The following is an 18,814-nucleotide window of genomic DNA, read 5'->3' as shown; positions in this document are numbered from 1 at the left end:
GTCCCTTCAAATGAATGAAAGGACCTTCTATATTTTAGTATATCAGATTATAATCCGAAACCACCATCAACAGCAATTGCCTGTCCGGTAACGTGTGGTGCTGAAGCCAGGTAAACAGCTAACTGTCCCATATCTTCCGGCGTCTGCGCTTCTCCCTGAGGTAAAAGGCTCTCCTGATTTCTTTCCCATGATTGCTCTTCTGTTTCCCCGTCTTTCGCAAAAGCTTGCGCCAATCCTTTATCACCTCTCCACATTCCTGTACCTACGATACCAGGACATAGAGCATTTACGGTGATACCTTCTTTAGCTACTTCTTTAGCCAGTGAATTAGTGAAACCAATCACTGCAAATTTAGATGCACTGTAAGCAGATACATCAGACATTCCTGTTTTACCTAAAATAGATGATACATTGATAATGCGGCCGGATTTATTTGGCAACATCACTTCCAGCTCAGCTTTACTGCATAAAAATACACCTTTTGCGTTTACGTTCATGATCTGATCCCACTGATCGCCGGTCATATCAATCACTTTATGGATGCCCAATACACCTGCATTGTTAACGGCTATATCTAAGGTACCAAATTCTGAAGCCACAGCCTGAACCATCGTTCTTACGGTTTCAAACTGGGTAACATCAACCTGGTATGCTTTTACTTTTACACCTTCCTGCTCTACTAATTTTATTGTCTCTTCTAATACATCAATACTGATATCAGCTAATGCAATATCAGCGCCTGCCTTTGCTAAACTTACCGCAATACCCTGACCAATACCTCTTGATGCTCCTGTAACTAACGCAATTTTTCCTTGTAACGAACTCATAATATTAAGATTGAATGTTTAAACTTATATAACTAAAACCTGAAGAGCTGACTGATTGTTTTTTCGGAATATGTTTGTGACATCATCATGTTAATTGGCTGCTGACTAACTGCTGTTTATTCCTAACACTCTTTTAACTATATTTATGGACGGAAAGAAAGACCTCATCTTTCCTATCTCATTTAATCAACAAAACTGACAACACAAATGAACAGAACCACGTGGTGCAAAGTATTAATTATGTTAACGGCGGCCTTTACCTGGTCTTCGCCTGTGAGTTCCAAAGCAGCAGACCCGGCAAAACAAAAAGTCATTCTAACAGCAGTAGGCAAAATGCTGGAACAATATCATTATAGCGGCAGACCGATAGATGATGCCTTTTCAAAAATAATTTTCGAACAGTATATTGACAGGTTGGATCACGCCAAAGAAATCCTGATGGATGAAGATGTGAAAGCACTGAAGAAATATGAAGTGGCTATTGATGATGAAATACATGGTGCAGACATCAGGTTTTACCCTGCTGTAACCAGTTTAATGGTGAAAAGACTGGACGAAGCGATGGCAATATATAAGGCCATCCTTGCAAACCCATTCGTTTTTACAAAAGAAGAATACCTGGAAAAAGATAAAGCGAATTATAAGTATGCAACTACCAGTGCACAGCGGGCAGAAAGATGGCGTTTGCAGTTAAAGTATCTGACGCTTGATAATTTGATAGCTGCACAGAACCTGCAAAATCAGGTAACGAAAACAGCGGACAGTCCTAAAAAAACTGATCTGCAGCTGGAGAAAGAAGCGCGGGAAAAAGTCCTTAAATTACTAAACAGAAGGTTTGTAAGGATAAAGGCGGATCTGAACATGGATAAACAATTTGATGTTTTTGTGAACACCATTACAGAATGCATGGATCCGCACACGAATTATATGCCACCGGCAGAGAAAAAACAGTTTGATCAGGAAATGAGCAAGAAGTTTTATGGTATCGGGGCAAGGTTACTGGAGGAAGATGGTATCATCAAAATTCAGGGAATCGAACCAGGTGGTCCGGTATGGAAAAACAATGAAATTGGCATTAACGATAAAATCGTTAAAGTTGGACAGGGCACAACGGGACCAATGGAAGATATTACCGGTCTAAGTACTACGGATGCAATTAAACTGATCCGTGGCGATAAAGGTACCACGGTACGTCTGGGTCTGATCAAAGCAGATGGTTCGGAGAAGATAGTGACGCTGGTGCGACAGGAAATTGTGCAGGATGAAGCATTGGCCAGAAGTGTGGTGATCAATAACGAAGGAGTTAAAGTAGGATACATTTCATTGCCTCAGTTTTATGCTGATTTTAACAATCCAAAGGGTTTTCATTGCGCGGCTGACGTAGCAAGGGAAGTGATTAAACTGAAGGCAGCACAGGTAAGCTCCATTGTGATCGATCTGCGCAACAATGGCGGCGGTTCATTGCAGGAAGTGATTGAAATGGTAGGTCTGTTTATTCCTGAAGGCCCGGTAGTGCAGGTAAAGGACAAACAGGGCAGAATACAGGTATTGAAAGATATGGACAAAGGTGTTTTATATACCGGCCCTCTTGCAGTGCTGGTGAATGAATACAGTGCTTCTGCATCAGAAATCTTTGCTGCAGCAATGCAGGATTACAAAAGAGCGGTGATTATTGGCAGTACCTCAACGTTTGGAAAAGGAACGGTGCAGGCACCAAAACCAATTTATAATTTTCAGTCCACAGGTGCCGAGCCTGGTCAGGAAGCTGCCGTAAAAATGACGATTCAAAAGTTTTACCGCATTAACGGAGGTTCTACGCAACTGAAAGGCGTGGTGCCCGATCTGATTCTTGCTGATCCTTACGAATTATTAAAATTCCGGGAGCAGGACAGGCCGCTGGCTATGGCATGGGACAGTATCCCCCCGGCGGTTTACACAGCTGCGGCGAATGCGGCTGAGATTTCCATGTTCAAAGATCTGGGGAACAAACTGATCGCTGTTGATTCTGCGTTTCAGCTCATCCGAAAAAACACGCTGTCACTGGATGAATCTCAGAATAGCAAAATCAATCTGAAGATGACTGATTTCAAAGCGAGAAGAGCGACAATGAAAACTGAGTCAGACCAATTAATCAAAGCGCTGGAGTTACCGGATAATAAATTACTTACTATTGAGCAGGAGTCTGCTCATGACCATTTGGACGAGCTTGAAAAAGCAAAAATGGAGCGCTATAAGGACTGGACGAAGAAATTAAGCAAGGATATTTATATCAAAAAAGCGGTAATGATTATTAGTAAAGTACCGGTTACATAAAATTTGAGTACATCCCCTTTCCTCTATTGGAAAGGGGATGTTTAATTGAAAGGATCATAAAAATGCCTGATACCTATCTGATTTTTACCTGTAACGGGAAATGATCAGGGCAGGAGCTTTTCATTTTGAACTGTAAACATTAATTATATATATTTATAGTATCTAATTAATTCTCACATGTCAGATAACCGCAGGTCATTTCTAAAAACTTCAACGCTAGCGGTTACCGCAGCCCTATTCAGTCAGCCGATAGATTCATTGGCACAAATCACCAAAAGTGCGCATACTTTAGCGTCGCTGGATACCAATCTGGTAATTTATCACAGTGCACATCTAAATGGAGAGATTGAACATTTCAAAGAAAATACAGGCGGTATAAAACAGCTGAAAAAACTACTTGACAAACAGGAGGATGGAGGGCTACTTTTAGATGCCGGTAACTTCCTGGGAAGCAATTGTACTGCGGATCATCAGTATTCAGTTGTTGAGGCCATGAATAAAGCCGGTTATCATGTGAGTACTCCGGGGATACAGGAACTGGCTCAGGGCGAAGATAATCTGGCTCAGCTCATGAATGTGATGCAGTTTGATCTGGTTAACTGTAATTACCAATTCAGCAATCAGCATCTTACAAAAAAAGTAAAAACTTTTCAGGTGATCAGGCTGGGAAAATTAAAGATTGGTATCACAGGGGTGGGGCCACAAATTGAGGGTATCCGTTTTTCAGACCCGGTTAAAGGTGCAAATAAGATTGCGGCACACTTAAAGAATGAACTTAGATGTGATTTCGTAGTTTGTCTTTCCGGACTGGATTACAGACTACAGGATCATCTTCCGGATAATACCAAACTGGCAGAAAACGCTGCACATATCGATTTCATAGTAGGCAGCAGTACGCATAAACTTGCCGGAACCACAGCCGTTTTAAGAAATAGTACAGGAAATGAAGTTTATATCAGCAATCCTGCACCTAAAGGTGTTAAGATGGGTAAAATGACATTTGCCTTCAACAAGGATCAAATACAGCTTGCTGGTTCACGCCATATGATTTCCAGTGCTGACCGTACTTATTCTCACGCACAGGTTAAATCTATTTTAAGCACAGCGGATACGGTAGCCTGTTAACTGCAACGCTTAGTATCGAGTGCCATTACCCACTCCTCGCAGTTGCACCGTCTGCAAATATGTGAGGAAGTGGTAATATCTTCCACATTTCCACAATAGGTACAGGCATATGTTCCGGGGGCAGGTATCAGTTTACTTTTTTTCTCATAAACTTTAGGCCATATCGGGAGACCTTTTTTCACTTCTTTTTCATCGAAAAAGATGAAGCTCACATTGCCATTGGTTTCCAGAACAGCTGTTCGGATCTGCCCGAGGTGCTCCACATTCTGCTGCCGCATCTCTGCCAAAAACTCATCTTTCCCAAAAAACAGCTCTTTCTGATCTACCAGATCAAACATGCCATCTTCGATAATATATAGTGCCTTTCCTTCTACCAGAACTTCAAACTTTTCACTTTTTGAAGCCAGCCAGGTCATCAGGCGATAAAAAGCGCAAATCACTATAAATACGATAATGGCTGGCAGGATGGGCTCATCGGGATTGAACATAGGGTCGCCCGCAGCTGACCCTAACCCGATAATAATAGCTACCTCGAATAGAGACAGCTGCCTTACCCCTCTTTTGCCTGTGGCACGCAATACAATCAGGATCAATGCGAACATGATTAACGTACGCGCGACAACTTCTACTGCCAAACTGAGGTCTACCCCCTTAAAAAATATCTGAGTCCATTCCATAATATAATACTACTGTTTAAACTCATTATAATCGATTTTGTTTAGCAGTCATTTAAATTGGGACTCCTGCTACCGTTGATCAGTTTATTAATGCCTGCCGAATTTATCGGCTATCAATTCATGATTGATGATCGCTCCTGCAAAACCTCCGGTGGCTACAGCGCCAGAAACAGCTCTGCGCATCGTGATATTATCACCAGCAGCATATACTCCCGGGATATTGGTTTGCTGCATATCATTAACGACAAGATATCCGGCTTCCGTAAAGCGACAGCCGAGCAGTTCGGGAATGTTGCTCTGCTGTATAAAAGCTGGTCGCGCATAGAGCGCATCCAGTGTTTGGATAGACCCATCTGTAAATTCGATATATTGCAGTTGTCCCCCGATATGCTGAAAGCTCCTGATCTCTTTTTCTACCACCTGAACCTGGCTTAACGTTAAAAACTGCTCCAGCCTGGAGTTAGAGATAATAGATTTTCCATTGGTAAAAATGGTGAGCTGACTGGTCCAGTTCTCTATAAGCTCTGCCATATCTATCGCCATATCACCATTCATCAGGATTCCCGTAGGCTGACTTTTATATTCATAACCATGGCAGTAAGGACAGTGAATGACAGAGATTCCCCAGCAGGCAGCAAAACCCTCAATAGCTGGCATAATATCTTTCACACCTGTGGCGAATAATAGCTTTTTGGCATGTATGGTCAGTCCGGCGCTGGTGCTAACGCTAAAATTGGAATTTTCTCCAGTCACCGCAACAGCGGTATCGTTTAAAAACTGAACAGTGGGATACTGCATTACCTGTTCTTTTGCTTTGGCAGCTATCGCAGCCGGCGCTTCCCCATCCTGAGTGATGAAATTATGTGAATGCGGTGTTTGCGCGTTGCAAGGTTTACCACTGTCTATCACCAGCACATTTCTGAGGGCACGACCCAAGGCCATTGCAGCGGATAAGCCTGCATAACTACCGCCAATAATGACTACGTCGAATGTTGTATTTTCTTTATTCATGTTTATGCTCCTATTCCTTTACTAAATGAAAACCAGGCGAATTTTTTGATACTGGCACTGGCGACAGTACCGGATGTTAAAGCATCGATTGTTGAACGTATGATACCTGTAAAAAGGGAGGTCATCCATTCCACGGTCAATTGTCGACTCACTAAACCTTCCTCCTGCAAGCCGGATATGACAGTAGTAATCAGTCCAAATGAATGATCATATTTTACACACTCCTCATTTTCATGATCGTGTATATGCCCCTGCTGGTTGTGCAGTTTATTCAAAAAAGAATACTTGGAACCACAGTCTATACAGGCATAGAGCATCTGTTCCAGCTTTACGAGTAGATCGGGAGAGCTTTCAAAAGCGGTTAACATTCCCGCCCTGCAGGTTTTCTGCATTTCGAGCTGACAGGCCAAAAGTAAATCTTTGCGTTCGCCAAAGTAACGGTGTAACGTGCGGCGGGTAACTTCTGCCCTATCTGCTACCTTCTCTATTGGTGCGGAGAAATCATCATTAAAAATGATAATGGCGCTGTCTATAATCTTCTGCTGCGTGTCTTGTAACATATTCACAAAACTATGAACAATTTCTCATATTTGAGACATTTAAATATAGAAGATTGCTCACAGCGGTTTTACGAAGGGGATACTGAATCTTTGTATAGATATAAAAACATATTGATACCTTTAATTAAAGATACCTGTATCACTATAAATCTATGCCTGCTGATGGGTTAAGCGATAGGCAGAAACGCTCATTCCCCAATATCTTTTAAAGCTTTTATTAAAATGACTGGCATCAGTAAAACCAAATCCGGCTACCAGTTCTGCAATCGTCACATCGCTGCTAAGGAGTTTTCTTCCAATAATAGTTTGCCTGCACTGGTTTACATATGCCTGAAGATTCATTCCGATCTTATTCTTAAAATATAAACCTATATAGTTTACAGAGCATCCGTGATGGGCGGCGATTTTAGCGGCGGTCAGCATCTCCGGTCGGGATATATGCCTGTGGATATAAGCCAGTAATGATTCAGATTTTTCACGTACGGTCGGTGGTTGCAGTTGTGTAACGGTATCATTTCCATAAGAAAGATTTCTTTCGATCAGGGATACCAGGGCAATCAACTGCAAATAAATAATGGCCTCATTACTGAGAATATCATTTTTAAGCGTGCTGAGCAGATTGAAAATAGCTGCGGCCACCTGCACATCTTTTTCAGAGAAACTGACTTTAATGTTCAACTGCGACCTTCCCTTTTTCAAGCTGGAGAACTCACCTTTCCATTTCTTCTGCAATGCTTTTATTCTCCCCTTCGCATATTCATTAAACCTGATGCTGATGAGGGTAGCGGGCTCATCTATTTCTAAAGAATGTCTGTCACGCGGACTAATAAAAAACAGGTTGCCGGCAGTAAACGTAGTCAGCTCATCGTTTAAATAATGATTGCCTGCGCCCGATTTAATAAATATAAATTCATAGTAATTGTGCAGGTGAATGATTTTCTCGAGCTTTTCTACACGATGTTCTACAACTACAAGGGATTCAAACTGTTTATCCTGCCGCATAATTAAATTATACTCAAAAATAGTGAAAATATACCTGTTTCATACCTGTCTGATTGTGAACCTTTGCAATTATTAAATAACAATACAAATGGAAGAGACAAATAATAAACCAGCAGTAATCCGAGGGAGATTCAGTGTAAAACGAAAAGAATATTTAACACCGCACTATATCAGGGTAGTGCTGGAAGGGGAAGCATTGCAGGAGTTTGCACATGTTACGATAGGGATGAACAACAAAATTTTTATTCCCGGGCAAGATCCTGATGCACCGATGATCAGAAGAACCTATACGCTCAGGGCGCTGGATCTGGATGCGGGTGAAATGTGGGTTGATTTTGTTGCGCATGGCGATGAAGGACCAGCTTCTGCCTGGGCCATCAATGCCGTAAAAGGAGATGTGATTGAAATTGGGATGAAAGATAAAAGCGCAGCATTATATCCTGCAGTGGATTGGTATCTTTTAGCGGGCGATCATACGGCCTTACCTGTAATCAGTGTCATACTGGAAACACTTCCTGCGACAGCAGAGGGCACAGCAATCATACAGGTGACCGGGGAAGAAGATATTTTACCGTTGCAAACACCTTCTAAAGTTCAAATCAAGTGGATCTATGGTGAAGGACATACAGACCGGATGCTGGAAGCTGTAGCGAATGTGATTTTGCCGGCAACTAAAAGCAGGTATGTGTTCACGGCAGCAGAAGCCAGCGTAATTAAAAATTTAAGAACCTATTTTACTGAAACGGGTATTCAACGAGAAGAACTTGCTGCTTATGCCTATTGGAAAAAAGGAACAGCGGAAGGTAATTAAAGATAGCCGGATTGAATTCAGGCTATCTTTAAATCATATCTTTTTGATACCGATCCCGGGCAAGTCATTCAGGGTGACTTTGCCCTTCACAATCTGCATCCCTTTGTACACGTCATTTTTAATCAGCAAGGCACCATCCAGATCCGCCCAGTCGGTCATAGGCGCCAGCTGTGCGGCAGCAGAAATGGCACATGAAGTCTCTGTCATACAGCCAATCATCACTTTCATATCCAGCGCTCTGGCAAGGGTCAGCATTTTATGTGCCTCACGCATACCTGTAGACTTCATCAGTTTAATATTAATACCATTATAGACCTTATAAGCTTTCAATACATCACCCAGGCGCTGTACAGCTTCATCACCTATGGTAGGCAGCGGACTATGTTCCGTTAACCATGCATTGTCATCCACCTGCTCTTTGGGCATCGGCTGTTCTAAAAAGATCACACCTTTCTCTTTTAGCCAGAAGGCCATATCGAGCGCAAACTGTTTGTCTTTCCAGCCCTGGTTAATATCCACGCAGATCGGTTTATCAGTTACCTGTCTGATGGTATTGATCATCATCTTATCCGTATCCCTTCCTAATTTCACCTTTAACAATAAATAGGGATCTGCTTCTTTCACTTTCTGACGGATCATCTCCTCGGTATCAATACCTATGGTGAAAGAAGTATCCGGCGTTTTAGTGGGATCGTAACCCCATATTTTATACCATGGCTGTTTCATGATCTTGCCTACCAGATCATGCAGGGCAATGTCTACCGAGGCTTTCGCCGCGCGATTATCCGGAGCTATTGAGTCTATATAATTCAGGATATTTTCCATGTCGAAAGGATCATCAAACTTTGACAGGTCTACTTTCGACAAAAACCGCTGCACTGTTTCGTGAGATTCTCCCAAATAAGGTGGCATGGATGCCTCTCCGTATCCAGTTATGCCCTCATATTCTATTTCAGTTAATACTACCGGTGTAGTGGTCCTTGAGCTAGTAGATAAAGTAAAGGCGTGTTTAAGATCAAGTGTATAGGGTTTATAACGCAATACCAGTCGCCCTTTGCCGGATAACTTACTCCTCTCCGCAGCAAATAAGTTCTCTCCTCCTATCAGGGCAGCGCCCGCTATTAAACCAGTTGTCTTTATAAAATCTCTTCTGTTATTCATTAGAACCTAATTAAATAAATGCTTATTGATATCCCTGTTATTCTTTTGCTACCAGCTCATCGCTGATTTCCTCCAGCGTGCGCCCTTTAGTTTCCGGGAAGTATTTCCATACCACAATGGCCTGAACGATCATCATCACGGCAAAAAAAGTAAATGCATATCCGCCGCCTATTGGTGAATCTCCAACTACAACCGGAAACAGGAAAGTGATGATTGTTGCAAAAAACCAGTGTGTGAAACTCCCCAGCGATTGCCCCTGTCCCCTGACGCTGTTCGGGAAAACCTCAGAGATGAGTACCCAGATCACAGCACCTGTAGAAAAAGCAAAGAACATAATATAACCCATCAGAAAGATCAGTAATCCATATCCTTCAAAATCCTGCATATAAAAGGAACGGGCGACCAGTCCTAGGCAAACCGTCATGCCAACAGAGCCGGCAATGAGCAGTTTTTTTCTCCCTACCTTATCGATAATCACCAGCCCGACCATGGTAAAAATACCATTCGTAATTCCGATCAGTATGGGCTGAAGATAGGCATCGGCAGCAGAAACACCAGAAAGTTCAAATATTCGTGGCGCATAATAGAGTATGGCATTGATACCAGAGAACTGGTTGAACATCGCAACGAGGAACGCAATCGAAATTGGCTTGATAAAACGCATAGAGAAAAGGTTCTCTTTTTTTTGCTGCATACTGCGTTCTATTTCCTCAATTTCCTTGTCCACAAAGGGTACACCAGACCTTTCCAGCACATTTTTAGCTTCAGCTGTTTTACCGGATTTGATTAAAAATCTCGGACTTTCGGGTACCAGGAAAAGCAGGAAGAAGAAAACCACGGAAGGCACACTTCCTACGCCGAGCATATACCTCCAGGAATCCTCTCCGGCTATGTCACGCAGGAAGTAGTTCGATACATAGGCGAGTAAAATACCGGTGATGACATTAAACTGAAAAAGAGCAGTCATTCTGCCCCTTACACTGGCCGGCGAAATTTCAGAGATATACATGGGTGCAATGACAGATGAAGCGCCGATGGCCAGACCTCCGATAAAACGAAAGATAATAAACAGCGGCAGGTTGGTAACCAGTGCACTCGCTATCGCAGAAAGTCCGAATAGTGCTCCTGTAAGGAATAACATTGGCTTCCTACCATATTTATCTGCCGGGCTACCAGAGAATAAGGCCCCGATTACCGTTCCAATTAAGGCAGAAGAGATGGTGAACCCTTGCCAGAAGGGCGACAATTGGAAGAGTTGCTGAATGGTTTTCTCTACCCCCGATATGACGGCAGTATCAAAACCGAATAGCAGTCCCCCGAGGGCGACAATAATAGACCATAAAAATACCGTTGAATATTGCTTCTGCATACCATAAAAATTACGTTTTAACAATATACAAACAATCTGCCACGATATTGACCTGATGAGGTACACAGGTAAAGGAATTCTTGTAAATTTGCTGCAATCAGAGAGGTAAAAGCGCTTAAACGGATAAAAATCATGAATCAGTTGTTAATAAAAAGGGAAAGAATTGTGGTGGCTTTATTGATGCTGACGCTGTTATATTCGGGATGTACTACAAATGCGGTAAAGAACGAAAAGTCAGATATTACAGCGGTGGTTCCCAAAGAAAAACCTGCTGCTGCTTTTATCAATGACGAGGAGGATTTTACTGCTTTTTTTGAGCATTTCAAACAACAGGTAAAGAACAATCAGGCTGCGCAGCTGCCAGGCCTGTTAAACTTTCCTTTTTACACCGGTAATGAAGAGACGGAGACCAGCATGGGCAAACCCTCGGGTGAAATTGAGCAGTCAGCATTCGGTCAATACCGCAGCGCGGTATTTAATGCCGATGTATTACGCCTGATTCCTGGATTTCCTGCAGACAGCCTCGTAGAGATCAACAAACATCCGGATGAGTTATATTATCAGACCCTACAGAAGGTAACTGATCCCGGCAGCACATTGTATGAAGCTTATTTACAATATCAGGAAACTGGTACCCAGGCAGAAAGTTTTTTTGGCTTTGTGTTTGGACGCGTAAACGGAAATTATAAGGCAATTGCTTATTATGGAAAGTGGCCGGTAAAATAATCAGTCGATAACTAATAATAACTAGAAATATTAAGGTATCTCTATAACATTTATTATTTCATATCAGTCTAAAGATTTCCGAAAAAATCATATATTGTCTTAATCAAAATACTGCTGTTATGAAACTGTCTCACCTCTTATTTCTCTTATTTTTATTGCCATTAGCAAGCTTTGCACAGGATGATGCAGCTACCTTAACTAAAATCGGTGATCAGGTTCCACAGTTTTCATTTGAGACTGAAAAAGGGAAAACTGTAAATATCAGCGACTACAAAGGAAAACTCATATTGATCAACTTGTTTGCTACCTGGTGCCCTCCTTGTAACATTGAACTTCCGGTGATGCAGAAACAGATCTGGGACAAACACAAGAACAACCCTGACTTTGCCCTCTTTGTATTTGGAAGAGAAGAAGGCTGGGATAAATTAACTCCATTTAAAGCTAAAAAAGGATTCACTTTTCCTATATTGCCAGACCTGAACCGTGGTATTTTCAGCAAGTTTGCCACCCAGTCTATCCCCAGAAACGTATTGATTGACCAAAACGGTAAAATCATCTATCAATCAATAGGTTACAGCGAAAAGGAATTTGCCGCACTTACGGAGCTGATTGATACAAAACTCAAAGCAGCACGTAAAGCAAAATAGATTCGGCGTTTAAAGCAGCCTTAGCCGTGAATGGCTTCTTTGTTTCCAAAACTCTGAATCAGTTCACCTTCAAACTCCAGCCATTCTTTCCATCGTTTATCTACATCGATATCGATCGTATATTTACGTGCAAAGTTTAGAAAGGTAGTGTAATGGCCAGCTTCAGAAACCATCAGGTCATGATAAAATTTAGCCAGTTCCTCATCTTTGATGTTCTGCGATAATACGCGGAAACGTTCACAGCTTCTGGCCTCGATCATTGCAGCGAATAAAAGACGGTCTATAAAAGCAGAGTTCCTGCTGCCGTCTCTACGGCTGAACTTAACCAGACGTCCCACATAATCATCTTTACGCTCACGCCCTAAAGTATAACCACGTTGTTTGATAATTTCTACCACCATTTGAAAATGCTGCATTTCCTCAATGGCAATAGCAGTTAACTCTTCCACCAGGTCCATGTGCTCGGAATTATTGGTGATCAGCGTAATGGCGTTTGTTGCTGCTTTTTGCTCACACCAGGCATGGTCGGTTAAGATCTCTTCTAAATTTGATTCAGCAATATTTGCCCAACGCGGGTCTGTCAGTAATTTTAATCCAAGCATGTGATGATGTAATTCTTATCGCCAAATTTAAGCATAATCAGCTTGTTAACCAGCAATAATCATCGCGATTGGAGATTCTGACTTAAAAACCTCTATTTTGCGTAAATTTAAGGAGCATGGACAAAGGAAAAGTATTGATTATCGGATTAGTGTGGCCGGAGCCATTGTCATCGGCAGCGGGCACAAGAGTTATCCAGCTGATCAATTTGTTCCTTAGTGCAGGATATGAGGTTTGTTTTGCTTCTGCTGCCGCGAAAGGCGAATACAGTTATAACCTGCAGCGCTTAGGAGTAACAGCACAACAAATCAGGCTAAACGATAGCAGCTTCAACCTATTTTTACAAGAAATCAATCCTCAAATAGTCATGTTTGACCGCTATATGGTGGAAGAACAGTACGGATGGAGGGTACAGCAGGAATGCCCGGATGCACTACGTATTTTGGATACGGAGGACCTCCATTGTTTACGTCATGCAAGACAAATAGCCATCAAGTCGGGCGACACGTTAAAAGCTGCTGATCTTTTTACTGATATGGCAAAGAGGGAAATCGCCTCCATATTAAGATGTGATTTATCATTGATTATTTCGGAAATAGAAATGGAAATCCTGCAAAATCAGTTCCGCGTAGATACATCGCTAATCTATTACCTTCCCTTCCTGGAAAACGAAATCACAGAAGAAAATAGACTGAATTGGAGAAGTTTTGATGAGCGTGAAGGTTTCGTATTTATTGGTAACTTTTTGCATGAACCGAACTGGGATACCGTCAAAAGATTAAAAGCAGAAATATGGCCTGTATTAAGAAAGCGGCTACCTGATGTTCAACTTTATATTTACGGTGCATATACCACACAAAAGGTAACGCAATTACACAATAGTAAAGAGGGGTTTCTTGTGCTTGGACGTGCTGAAGATGCAAAGGAAAAAATTGCAAAGCATAGAATATTACTTGCACCTATCAGATTTGGCGCAGGTGTAAAAGGGAAGTTTATAGATGCGATGCAAACAGGCACCCCTGCAGTTACTACAGCTATAGGTGCAGAAGCCATGCACGGGCAGCTGAACTGGAACGGTGCAATTGAGGATGACACAGCATCTTTTATCGCTCAGGCGGTGAAACTGTACAAGGACAAGGATTTATGGTTGAAAGCGCAGGAAAATGGTATAAAAATCAATAATGAGCGCTATGGACAATCTGGATTTGGCCGTCAGTTTATTGAAAAACTGACAACTTTTTCGCTGAATTTAACTGCCCACCGGCAACACAACTTTTTCGGACAGATTTTGCAGCACCATACGGCGAATAGTACAAAATATATGTCGCTCTGGATTGAAGAGAAGAAAAAAGGAAACGCCCCTTCACCTTTATAAAGACGTGTTTTTTCTTCCTGGAAAATTTATTTTACGCTTCTCGTAACAACTGAGAATAGCGACGCTCCAATAGAAAACCAAAGAACATGCATAAACTACTATTATTCATACTCTTATGCGGATTATCTGCTAAAACTACCTTTGCGCAAGGTAATACCGACAAAACTTTCAATAAGGCAAAAATGGACAGTCTGTTTGATGTGCTGCAAGCCAACAACAAGGCGATGATGAGTATTGCCATTTCTAAAAATGGGCAGCTGATCTATAGTAAAGCGATTGGATACAGTGAAATAGGTGCAACACAAAAGACAGCTGCCAATCCTCAAACCCGCTACCGGGTGGGATCAATCACCAAGATATTTACAGGTGCTATGATCTTTCAGTTAATTGAAGAAGGAAAGTTAAAATTGACTACCTCACTGGCTGATTATTTCCCCACTGTACCTAATGCTGATAAAATTAATATCGGACAAATGCTGAACCACAGCAGTGGCATTTTCAATTTCACGAATGATACTACTTATACATCGAAACTGAGCAGGAAAACATCTCAGGCAGAGATGCTGGCTAGTTTTAAAGCTGCAAAACCGGTATTTGAACCAGGTGCTAAACATGAATACAGCAACACCAACTTCATTTTGTTAGGTTTTATTATCGAGAAGTTAGACAAGAAGCCTTATGCCGCGGCGCTGAAAAGCAGAATCACGGATAAAATAGGTTTGAAAGATACCTACTATGGTGGCAAAATAAATCCTTCAGCTAATGAGGCGATGTCATACAACTGGCAGGGAAGCTGGCAACCAGATACAGAAACGGATATGAGTATTCCGGGTGGTGCAGGTGCTGTTGTTTCCACCGCGGCCGACCTGACCAGCTTTATGAATGCCCTGTTTGCGGGTAAACTGGTAAAAGAAACCAGCCTGAATACAATGAAAACAATCAATGGTGGCTATGGAATGCCTTTATTCTCTTTCCCGTTTTATGAAAGAACTACCTATGGTCATAATGGAGGAATCGACGGCTTCAGATCACAAACGGCTTATTTCCCGGAAGACAAAGTAGCCTTCGCCTATTTAGCAAATGGCGTAAATACGAATCTTAACGACGTTGCAATAGGCTTTTTGAGTATTCTCTTCAACAAACCTTACGTGATCTCCACTAGTCCATTTACGTCCAGCTCCTTAACACTCAAAACAGAAGACCTGGATCCTTATCTGGGAACATATGCTACTGCTCAGCTGCCGGTTAAAATCACGATTACCAAAAAAGACGCTGTATTAATGGGACAGGCAACCGGTCAGCCTGCCTTTCCACTGGAAGCGGTTAAAGTGAATGAGTTTAAATTTGCAGCAGCTGGTGTAGTATTGATTTTTGATCCTGCAAAAAAAGAAATGACCTTACAGCAAGGTGGTGGTACTTTTGTAATGAAGAAAGAATAATATCCTATGGTTGATCAATGTAGCATTGCTGGTATAAGATCATATGCTATTGAAACAAACATAAACGATTTGCGTTACAATACCATGGTTTCACAGCCTTTTTCATCTCAGAACTTAACCCTATGAAGGATAATTTTTCAACACAGTCAGCCGCATATGCCCAGTTCAGACCTACCTATCCACAAGAATTATATGATTTCCTCCTGTCACTGGTCGCAGAAAAAAACACAGCCTGGGACTGCGCAACAGGAAACGGACAGGTAGCCCGGGAGCTGGCAAACCATTTCAAACAGGTTTTCGGAACTGACATCAGCGAAAATCAATTGAAACATGCAGTGCAACAGGATAATATTTCATACCTGGTAGAACCTTCAGAGCGAAGCTCTTTTGGCGATCATGTTTTCGATCTGATTACCGTTGCACAGGCCATCCATTGGTTCCAGTTTGATGCTTTTTACCTGGAAGTGAAAAGGACATTAAAACCGGGAGGAATTTTTGCCGCAATTGGTTACGGTATTATGCAGGTAGATGAGAAAGTAGATCAGGTAATCGATGTGCTTTATGAAGAGATTTTAGGGGAATACTGGGATAAAGAAAGGGTGTATATTGAAGAAGAATATGAGACCATCCCCTTCCCTTTTGAAGAAATAACTACGCCTGACTTCGCTATAAAAACGACCTGGAATTTTGATGAGCTGATTGGTTACCTGAATACATGGTCTTCTTTGCAGCATTATATCAAAGCGAATGGTAAAAATCCTTTGGAACTGGTTATGCCCGACTTAAAAACGGCCTGGGGAGCAGATGTTAAAAAAGAAATTACCTTCCCTGTTTTATTGAGAGTGGGAAAATAATAGAGAAAGCCGCTCCAGATCTGGAAACGGCTTTCTTAAGCATACATCAGCATATTTTATTAAAGAGCGCTGCGAACCTATCTTGCCTCTTCAATTTGGAGCACAACACTTGTCCTGCTTAGACTCAATTGCGGATTAAATCCGATTTTCATCAGGAAGTCGCCCGAGTACACAGCTCCCTCATCAATAGACGAACTTGTGCCAGGATAAACATTCACCTCCTTAAATTTGTATTTTTTTGAAGGATCAAGTCCCTTTAATTTTATAGGCAATTTGCTCCCCTCATCATATCGGCTGCTGACCAGGTAATTGAATAGTACACCCTTAGCTTTTTCCTTGTCCACATATAACATAGCAGCAACATTGCCCTCTTTAGGGTTGGCCAGTCGGTACTGATCTCCCTGATAGATGACAGGTTTCAGTTTGTTATAAGTTGATATGGCATCTTTACAAAATTGAAGCTCATGCTCTCCGAGTTTACTGACCACAATATCAAATCCTAATTTACCCATCATGGCCACATCCGTGCGGAATTTAATAGGCTGTTTACCCCAATCTGTTACGTGATTGGAACTGCTGATAGCTGGATAAAAATAAGAATACTCCCATTGTATAAAAATACGCTCCACAGGATCTGTATTATCACTTGGCCAGTATTCCGTAAAATACTGCAAAGCTGCATAATCTACCCTGCCACCGCCGCCCGAGCATAACATCATTGGGACAGTGGGATATTTTTTACGGATGCGTTCTAAGACCTTATAGAGACCGCGCATGTATTCGATATAGAAATGGGATTGATTTTTCAGCGTTGCAGAATGTGCATTGTAAATCACTGCATTGCAATCCCATTTGATATAAGCAAGATCAGGATTTTTAGTAAACAAACCATCCACTACACCATATACAAAGTCCTGCACTTTTGCATTACTCAAATCCAGCACCAGCTGGTTTCTGAAATAATACTCTTCTCTTTTATCTTCTTTAACTACCCAGTCAGGATGTTTTTCATACAGTTCACTTTTCGGACTCACCATTTCGGGTTCAATCCAGATACCGAATTTTACTTCATTGTTTTTTGCTTCTTTAACCAGTGAAGAAATCCCGTTTGGTAGTTTCTGTTTGTTTTCTGCCCAGTCGCCCAAGCCCTGTGTATCACCATTTCTTGGATATTTATTGGCGAACCAGCCATCATCCAGCAGGAATAAATCTACACCAAGCCTTTTGGTATCTTTCAACAGTTCTGCAAGCTTGCTCTCATTGAAGTCGAAGTAAGTCGCCTCCCAGTTATTCAGTAAGGTTAGCCTGTTTCCTTTACCATCCAGCAATTTGTAATCCCTTGCCCAGTTTTGCAATTTACGACTGGCCGCACCTTTTCCCTGATCGGAAAAAGTATATAAAAATGCAGGTGTGGTAAACACTTCATTTGCCTTCAGCGTATAAGGAGAAGCATAATTATTGATTCCGGCAATGATGCGCAGGTTATCCTGGTAGTCTACCTCCAGGTCTACACGGAAATTGCCGCTATATTCAAGTGCACCATATAATACGCTGCCTTCATCCTCTGTAGCGGGTTTATCCATGGAGATCATAAATACAGAGGGCTGGAACAGGTTCGCGCGTGTACCCAATTTACTGTCAAGCGTTTTGATACCATGTGTCAGTTTAGCTTCCTCTGGCTGCATCTCTTTTGCCCAGTCGCCATGATATTGTTTTAACCAGAATTCCTTTCCTTTCAAATGCAGATTGGCAGAAGCGAATTTGTGTAATACCACATTTCCTTTCTCCTGGTGGCGGATCTCACTCCATTGTTCTATCACATCTTCATTGGTAAACACCTGATAATAAAGCGTTACTTCAAATGGATAAGCAGGATCCTTAAGCTGCACTTTTAACAATTTCACACCGGCTTTAACATCAGTCAGCGTATGGTTCACATATTTAAGGGCCAGTGAATTATCTCCATCTGCATGGGTGACAGTAATTGCAGGTTCTACCAGGTTCCTTGATCCCGATGAGGAATAGGCAGCGTTGAGCTCTCCGGTATAGTCGCTCGTTTGTTTATAAGCACCCGGCACTGCTGCGTACTCGTTTACATCAGCTAACTTTTTCCCAAAGTAGATCATTGCCAGATCTCCGTTTGCATTTACCTGTAAGGCAAGTGCATTATTTTTAGATTCCAATGGAATGACCAAAGGCTTTTTATCCTTCGCTTTTAATACCCATGAGGATCCGGAGACCAGGGCAATTAAGAGCAGCAACCTGAATAAAGTGGAGCGTAGATTGTATTTCATAGTTTAGAAATTGAAGTGTAATA

Annotated in this window: 17 protein-coding genes; 8 read left to right on the top strand and 9 right to left on the bottom strand. The window is 41.9% G+C overall.

All coding sequences use genetic code 11. The features are described from left to right. Window positions 1-47 precede the first annotated feature (47 nt). Window positions 48-827 (bottom strand): SDR family NAD(P)-dependent oxidoreductase, encoded by a 780-nt coding sequence (locus OQX62_RS06460; RefSeq protein WP_265830607.1) that lies wholly within the window; start codon window positions 825-827, stop codon window positions 48-50. A 207-nt stretch (window positions 828-1,034) separates the two neighbouring features. Between OQX62_RS06460 and OQX62_RS06455 the strand changes: the two genes are divergently transcribed. Together OQX62_RS06455 and OQX62_RS06450 are read left to right on the top strand one after the other, a co-directional pair. Beyond that, window positions 1,035-3,140: a carboxy terminal-processing peptidase gene (locus tag OQX62_RS06455; protein ID WP_265830606.1), complete on the top strand. Its 2,106-nt coding sequence runs from the start codon at window positions 1,035-1,037 to the stop codon at window positions 3,138-3,140. A gap of 177 nt (window positions 3,141-3,317) precedes the next feature. Then, a complete protein-coding gene (locus OQX62_RS06450) occupies window positions 3,318-4,265 on the top strand; it encodes a hypothetical protein (protein ID WP_265830605.1) in 948 nt (315 codons plus the stop codon). Here OQX62_RS06450 and OQX62_RS06445 read toward each other — a convergent pair. From OQX62_RS06445 to OQX62_RS06430, 4 genes are all read right to left on the bottom strand, one after another. Further along, a complete protein-coding gene (locus tag OQX62_RS06445; RefSeq protein ID WP_265830604.1) occupies window positions 4,262-4,942 on the bottom strand; it encodes a DUF421 domain-containing protein in 681 nt (226 codons plus the stop codon). The two genes, OQX62_RS06450 and OQX62_RS06445, sit on opposite strands and share 4 nt — an antisense overlap. 87 nt (window positions 4,943-5,029) lie before the next feature. After that, window positions 5,030-5,953 (bottom strand): NAD(P)/FAD-dependent oxidoreductase, encoded by a 924-nt coding sequence (locus OQX62_RS06440; RefSeq protein WP_265830603.1) that lies wholly within the window; start codon window positions 5,951-5,953, stop codon window positions 5,030-5,032. A gap of 2 nt (window positions 5,954-5,955) precedes the next feature. Further along, complete coding sequence (locus OQX62_RS06435; protein ID WP_265830601.1) at window positions 5,956-6,513, bottom strand: TetR/AcrR family transcriptional regulator; 558 nt, start codon at window positions 6,511-6,513, stop codon at window positions 5,956-5,958. Window positions 6,514-6,663: 150 nt separating this feature from the next. Then, entirely contained in the window at window positions 6,664-7,515 is an 852-nt protein-coding gene (locus OQX62_RS06430) for an AraC family transcriptional regulator (protein WP_265830600.1), read from the bottom strand. 88 nt (window positions 7,516-7,603) lie between these two features. Here OQX62_RS06430 and OQX62_RS06425 point away from each other — a divergent pair, with 88 nt between their 5' ends. Beyond that, entirely contained in the window at window positions 7,604-8,326 is a 723-nt protein-coding gene (locus tag OQX62_RS06425; RefSeq protein ID WP_265830599.1) for a siderophore-interacting protein, read from the top strand. A gap of 33 nt (window positions 8,327-8,359) precedes the next feature. On the opposite strand, the gene OQX62_RS06420 is transcribed toward OQX62_RS06425, so the two are convergent. Both OQX62_RS06420 and OQX62_RS06415 read right to left on the bottom strand, forming a co-directional pair. After that, window positions 8,360-9,487, bottom strand: a complete 1,128-nt coding sequence (locus tag OQX62_RS06420; protein WP_265830598.1) for a dipeptide epimerase — start codon at window positions 9,485-9,487, stop codon at window positions 8,360-8,362. 37 nt (window positions 9,488-9,524) lie between these two features. Next, entirely contained in the window at window positions 9,525-10,856 is a 1,332-nt protein-coding gene (locus OQX62_RS06415) for a sugar porter family MFS transporter (RefSeq protein ID WP_265830597.1), read from the bottom strand. Between the two features lie 132 nt (window positions 10,857-10,988). Here OQX62_RS06415 and OQX62_RS06410 point away from each other — a divergent pair, with 132 nt between their 5' ends. Continuing rightward, a complete protein-coding gene (locus OQX62_RS06410; protein ID WP_265830595.1) occupies window positions 10,989-11,582 on the top strand; it encodes a hypothetical protein in 594 nt (197 codons plus the stop codon). A gap of 119 nt (window positions 11,583-11,701) precedes the next feature. Further along, on the top strand, window positions 11,702-12,229 hold the full coding sequence (locus tag OQX62_RS06405; RefSeq protein ID WP_265830594.1) for a TlpA family protein disulfide reductase: 528 nt from the start codon (window positions 11,702-11,704) through the stop codon (window positions 12,227-12,229). Between the two features lie 20 nt (window positions 12,230-12,249). Here the strand turns inward: OQX62_RS06405 and OQX62_RS06400 are convergent, their stop codons facing one another. Continuing rightward, window positions 12,250-12,831: a tRNA-(ms[2]io[6]A)-hydroxylase gene (locus tag OQX62_RS06400; protein WP_265830592.1), complete on the bottom strand. Its 582-nt coding sequence runs from the start codon at window positions 12,829-12,831 to the stop codon at window positions 12,250-12,252. Between the two features lie 116 nt (window positions 12,832-12,947). Between OQX62_RS06400 and OQX62_RS06395 the strand changes: the two genes are divergently transcribed. The 3 genes from OQX62_RS06395 to OQX62_RS06385 all read left to right on the top strand — a co-directional run bounded on the left by OQX62_RS06395 (window position 12,948) and on the right by OQX62_RS06385 (window position 16,497). Further along, window positions 12,948-14,204 (top strand): glycosyltransferase, encoded by a 1,257-nt coding sequence (locus OQX62_RS06395; RefSeq protein WP_265830591.1) that lies wholly within the window; start codon window positions 12,948-12,950, stop codon window positions 14,202-14,204. Between the two features lie 86 nt (window positions 14,205-14,290). Continuing rightward, window positions 14,291-15,643, top strand: coding sequence for a serine hydrolase domain-containing protein (locus OQX62_RS06390; protein ID WP_265830590.1), 1,353 nt, complete (start codon window positions 14,291-14,293; stop codon window positions 15,641-15,643). A gap of 122 nt (window positions 15,644-15,765) precedes the next feature. Then, on the top strand, window positions 15,766-16,497 hold the full coding sequence (locus tag OQX62_RS06385; protein ID WP_265830589.1) for a class I SAM-dependent methyltransferase: 732 nt from the start codon (window positions 15,766-15,768) through the stop codon (window positions 16,495-16,497). A 77-nt stretch (window positions 16,498-16,574) separates the two neighbouring features. Here the strand turns inward: OQX62_RS06385 and OQX62_RS06380 are convergent, their stop codons facing one another. Continuing rightward, entirely contained in the window at window positions 16,575-18,791 is a 2,217-nt protein-coding gene (locus tag OQX62_RS06380; protein ID WP_265830588.1) for an alpha-galactosidase, read from the bottom strand. Window positions 18,792-18,814: the final 23 nt, after the last annotated feature.

Source organism: Pedobacter sp. MR2016-24 (assembly GCF_026239655.1).
Taxonomy (GTDB): domain Bacteria; phylum Bacteroidota; class Bacteroidia; order Sphingobacteriales; family Sphingobacteriaceae; genus Pedobacter.
The sequence above is the reverse complement of the archived record's forward strand: the minus strand, read 5'-3'. Positions and strand labels throughout refer to the sequence as shown.

What these genes read in the sequence shown, in the direction of transcription:
- OQX62_RS06400 (WP_265830592.1), bottom strand. Translation starts at nt 12,831, where the DNA reads ATGCTTGGATTAAAATTACTGACAGACCCGCGTTGGGCAAATATTGCT.
- OQX62_RS06415 (WP_265830597.1), bottom strand. Translation starts at nt 10,856, where the DNA reads ATGCAGAAGCAATATTCAACGGTATTTTTATGGTCTATTATTGTCGCC.
- OQX62_RS06440 (WP_265830603.1), bottom strand. Translation starts at nt 5,953, where the DNA reads ATGAATAAAGAAAATACAACATTCGACGTAGTCATTATTGGCGGTAGT.
- OQX62_RS06425 (WP_265830599.1), top strand. Translation starts at nt 7,604, where the DNA reads ATGGAAGAGACAAATAATAAACCAGCAGTAATCCGAGGGAGATTCAGT.
- OQX62_RS06455 (WP_265830606.1), top strand. Translation starts at nt 1,035, where the DNA reads ATGAACAGAACCACGTGGTGCAAAGTATTAATTATGTTAACGGCGGCC.
- OQX62_RS06420 (WP_265830598.1), bottom strand. Translation starts at nt 9,487, where the DNA reads ATGAATAACAGAAGAGATTTTATAAAGACAACTGGTTTAATAGCGGGC.
- OQX62_RS06435 (WP_265830601.1), bottom strand. Translation starts at nt 6,513, where the DNA reads ATGTTACAAGACACGCAGCAGAAGATTATAGACAGCGCCATTATCATT.
- OQX62_RS06385 (WP_265830589.1), top strand. Translation starts at nt 15,766, where the DNA reads ATGAAGGATAATTTTTCAACACAGTCAGCCGCATATGCCCAGTTCAGA.
- OQX62_RS06450 (WP_265830605.1), top strand. Translation starts at nt 3,318, where the DNA reads ATGTCAGATAACCGCAGGTCATTTCTAAAAACTTCAACGCTAGCGGTT.
- OQX62_RS06395 (WP_265830591.1), top strand. Translation starts at nt 12,948, where the DNA reads ATGGACAAAGGAAAAGTATTGATTATCGGATTAGTGTGGCCGGAGCCA.
- OQX62_RS06390 (WP_265830590.1), top strand. Translation starts at nt 14,291, where the DNA reads ATGCATAAACTACTATTATTCATACTCTTATGCGGATTATCTGCTAAA.
- OQX62_RS06445 (WP_265830604.1), bottom strand. Translation starts at nt 4,942, where the DNA reads ATGGAATGGACTCAGATATTTTTTAAGGGGGTAGACCTCAGTTTGGCA.
- OQX62_RS06430 (WP_265830600.1), bottom strand. Translation starts at nt 7,515, where the DNA reads ATGCGGCAGGATAAACAGTTTGAATCCCTTGTAGTTGTAGAACATCGT.
- OQX62_RS06460 (WP_265830607.1), bottom strand. Translation starts at nt 827, where the DNA reads ATGAGTTCGTTACAAGGAAAAATTGCGTTAGTTACAGGAGCATCAAGA.
- OQX62_RS06380 (WP_265830588.1), bottom strand. Translation starts at nt 18,791, where the DNA reads ATGAAATACAATCTACGCTCCACTTTATTCAGGTTGCTGCTCTTAATT.
- OQX62_RS06405 (WP_265830594.1), top strand. Translation starts at nt 11,702, where the DNA reads ATGAAACTGTCTCACCTCTTATTTCTCTTATTTTTATTGCCATTAGCA.
- OQX62_RS06410 (WP_265830595.1), top strand. Translation starts at nt 10,989, where the DNA reads ATGAATCAGTTGTTAATAAAAAGGGAAAGAATTGTGGTGGCTTTATTG.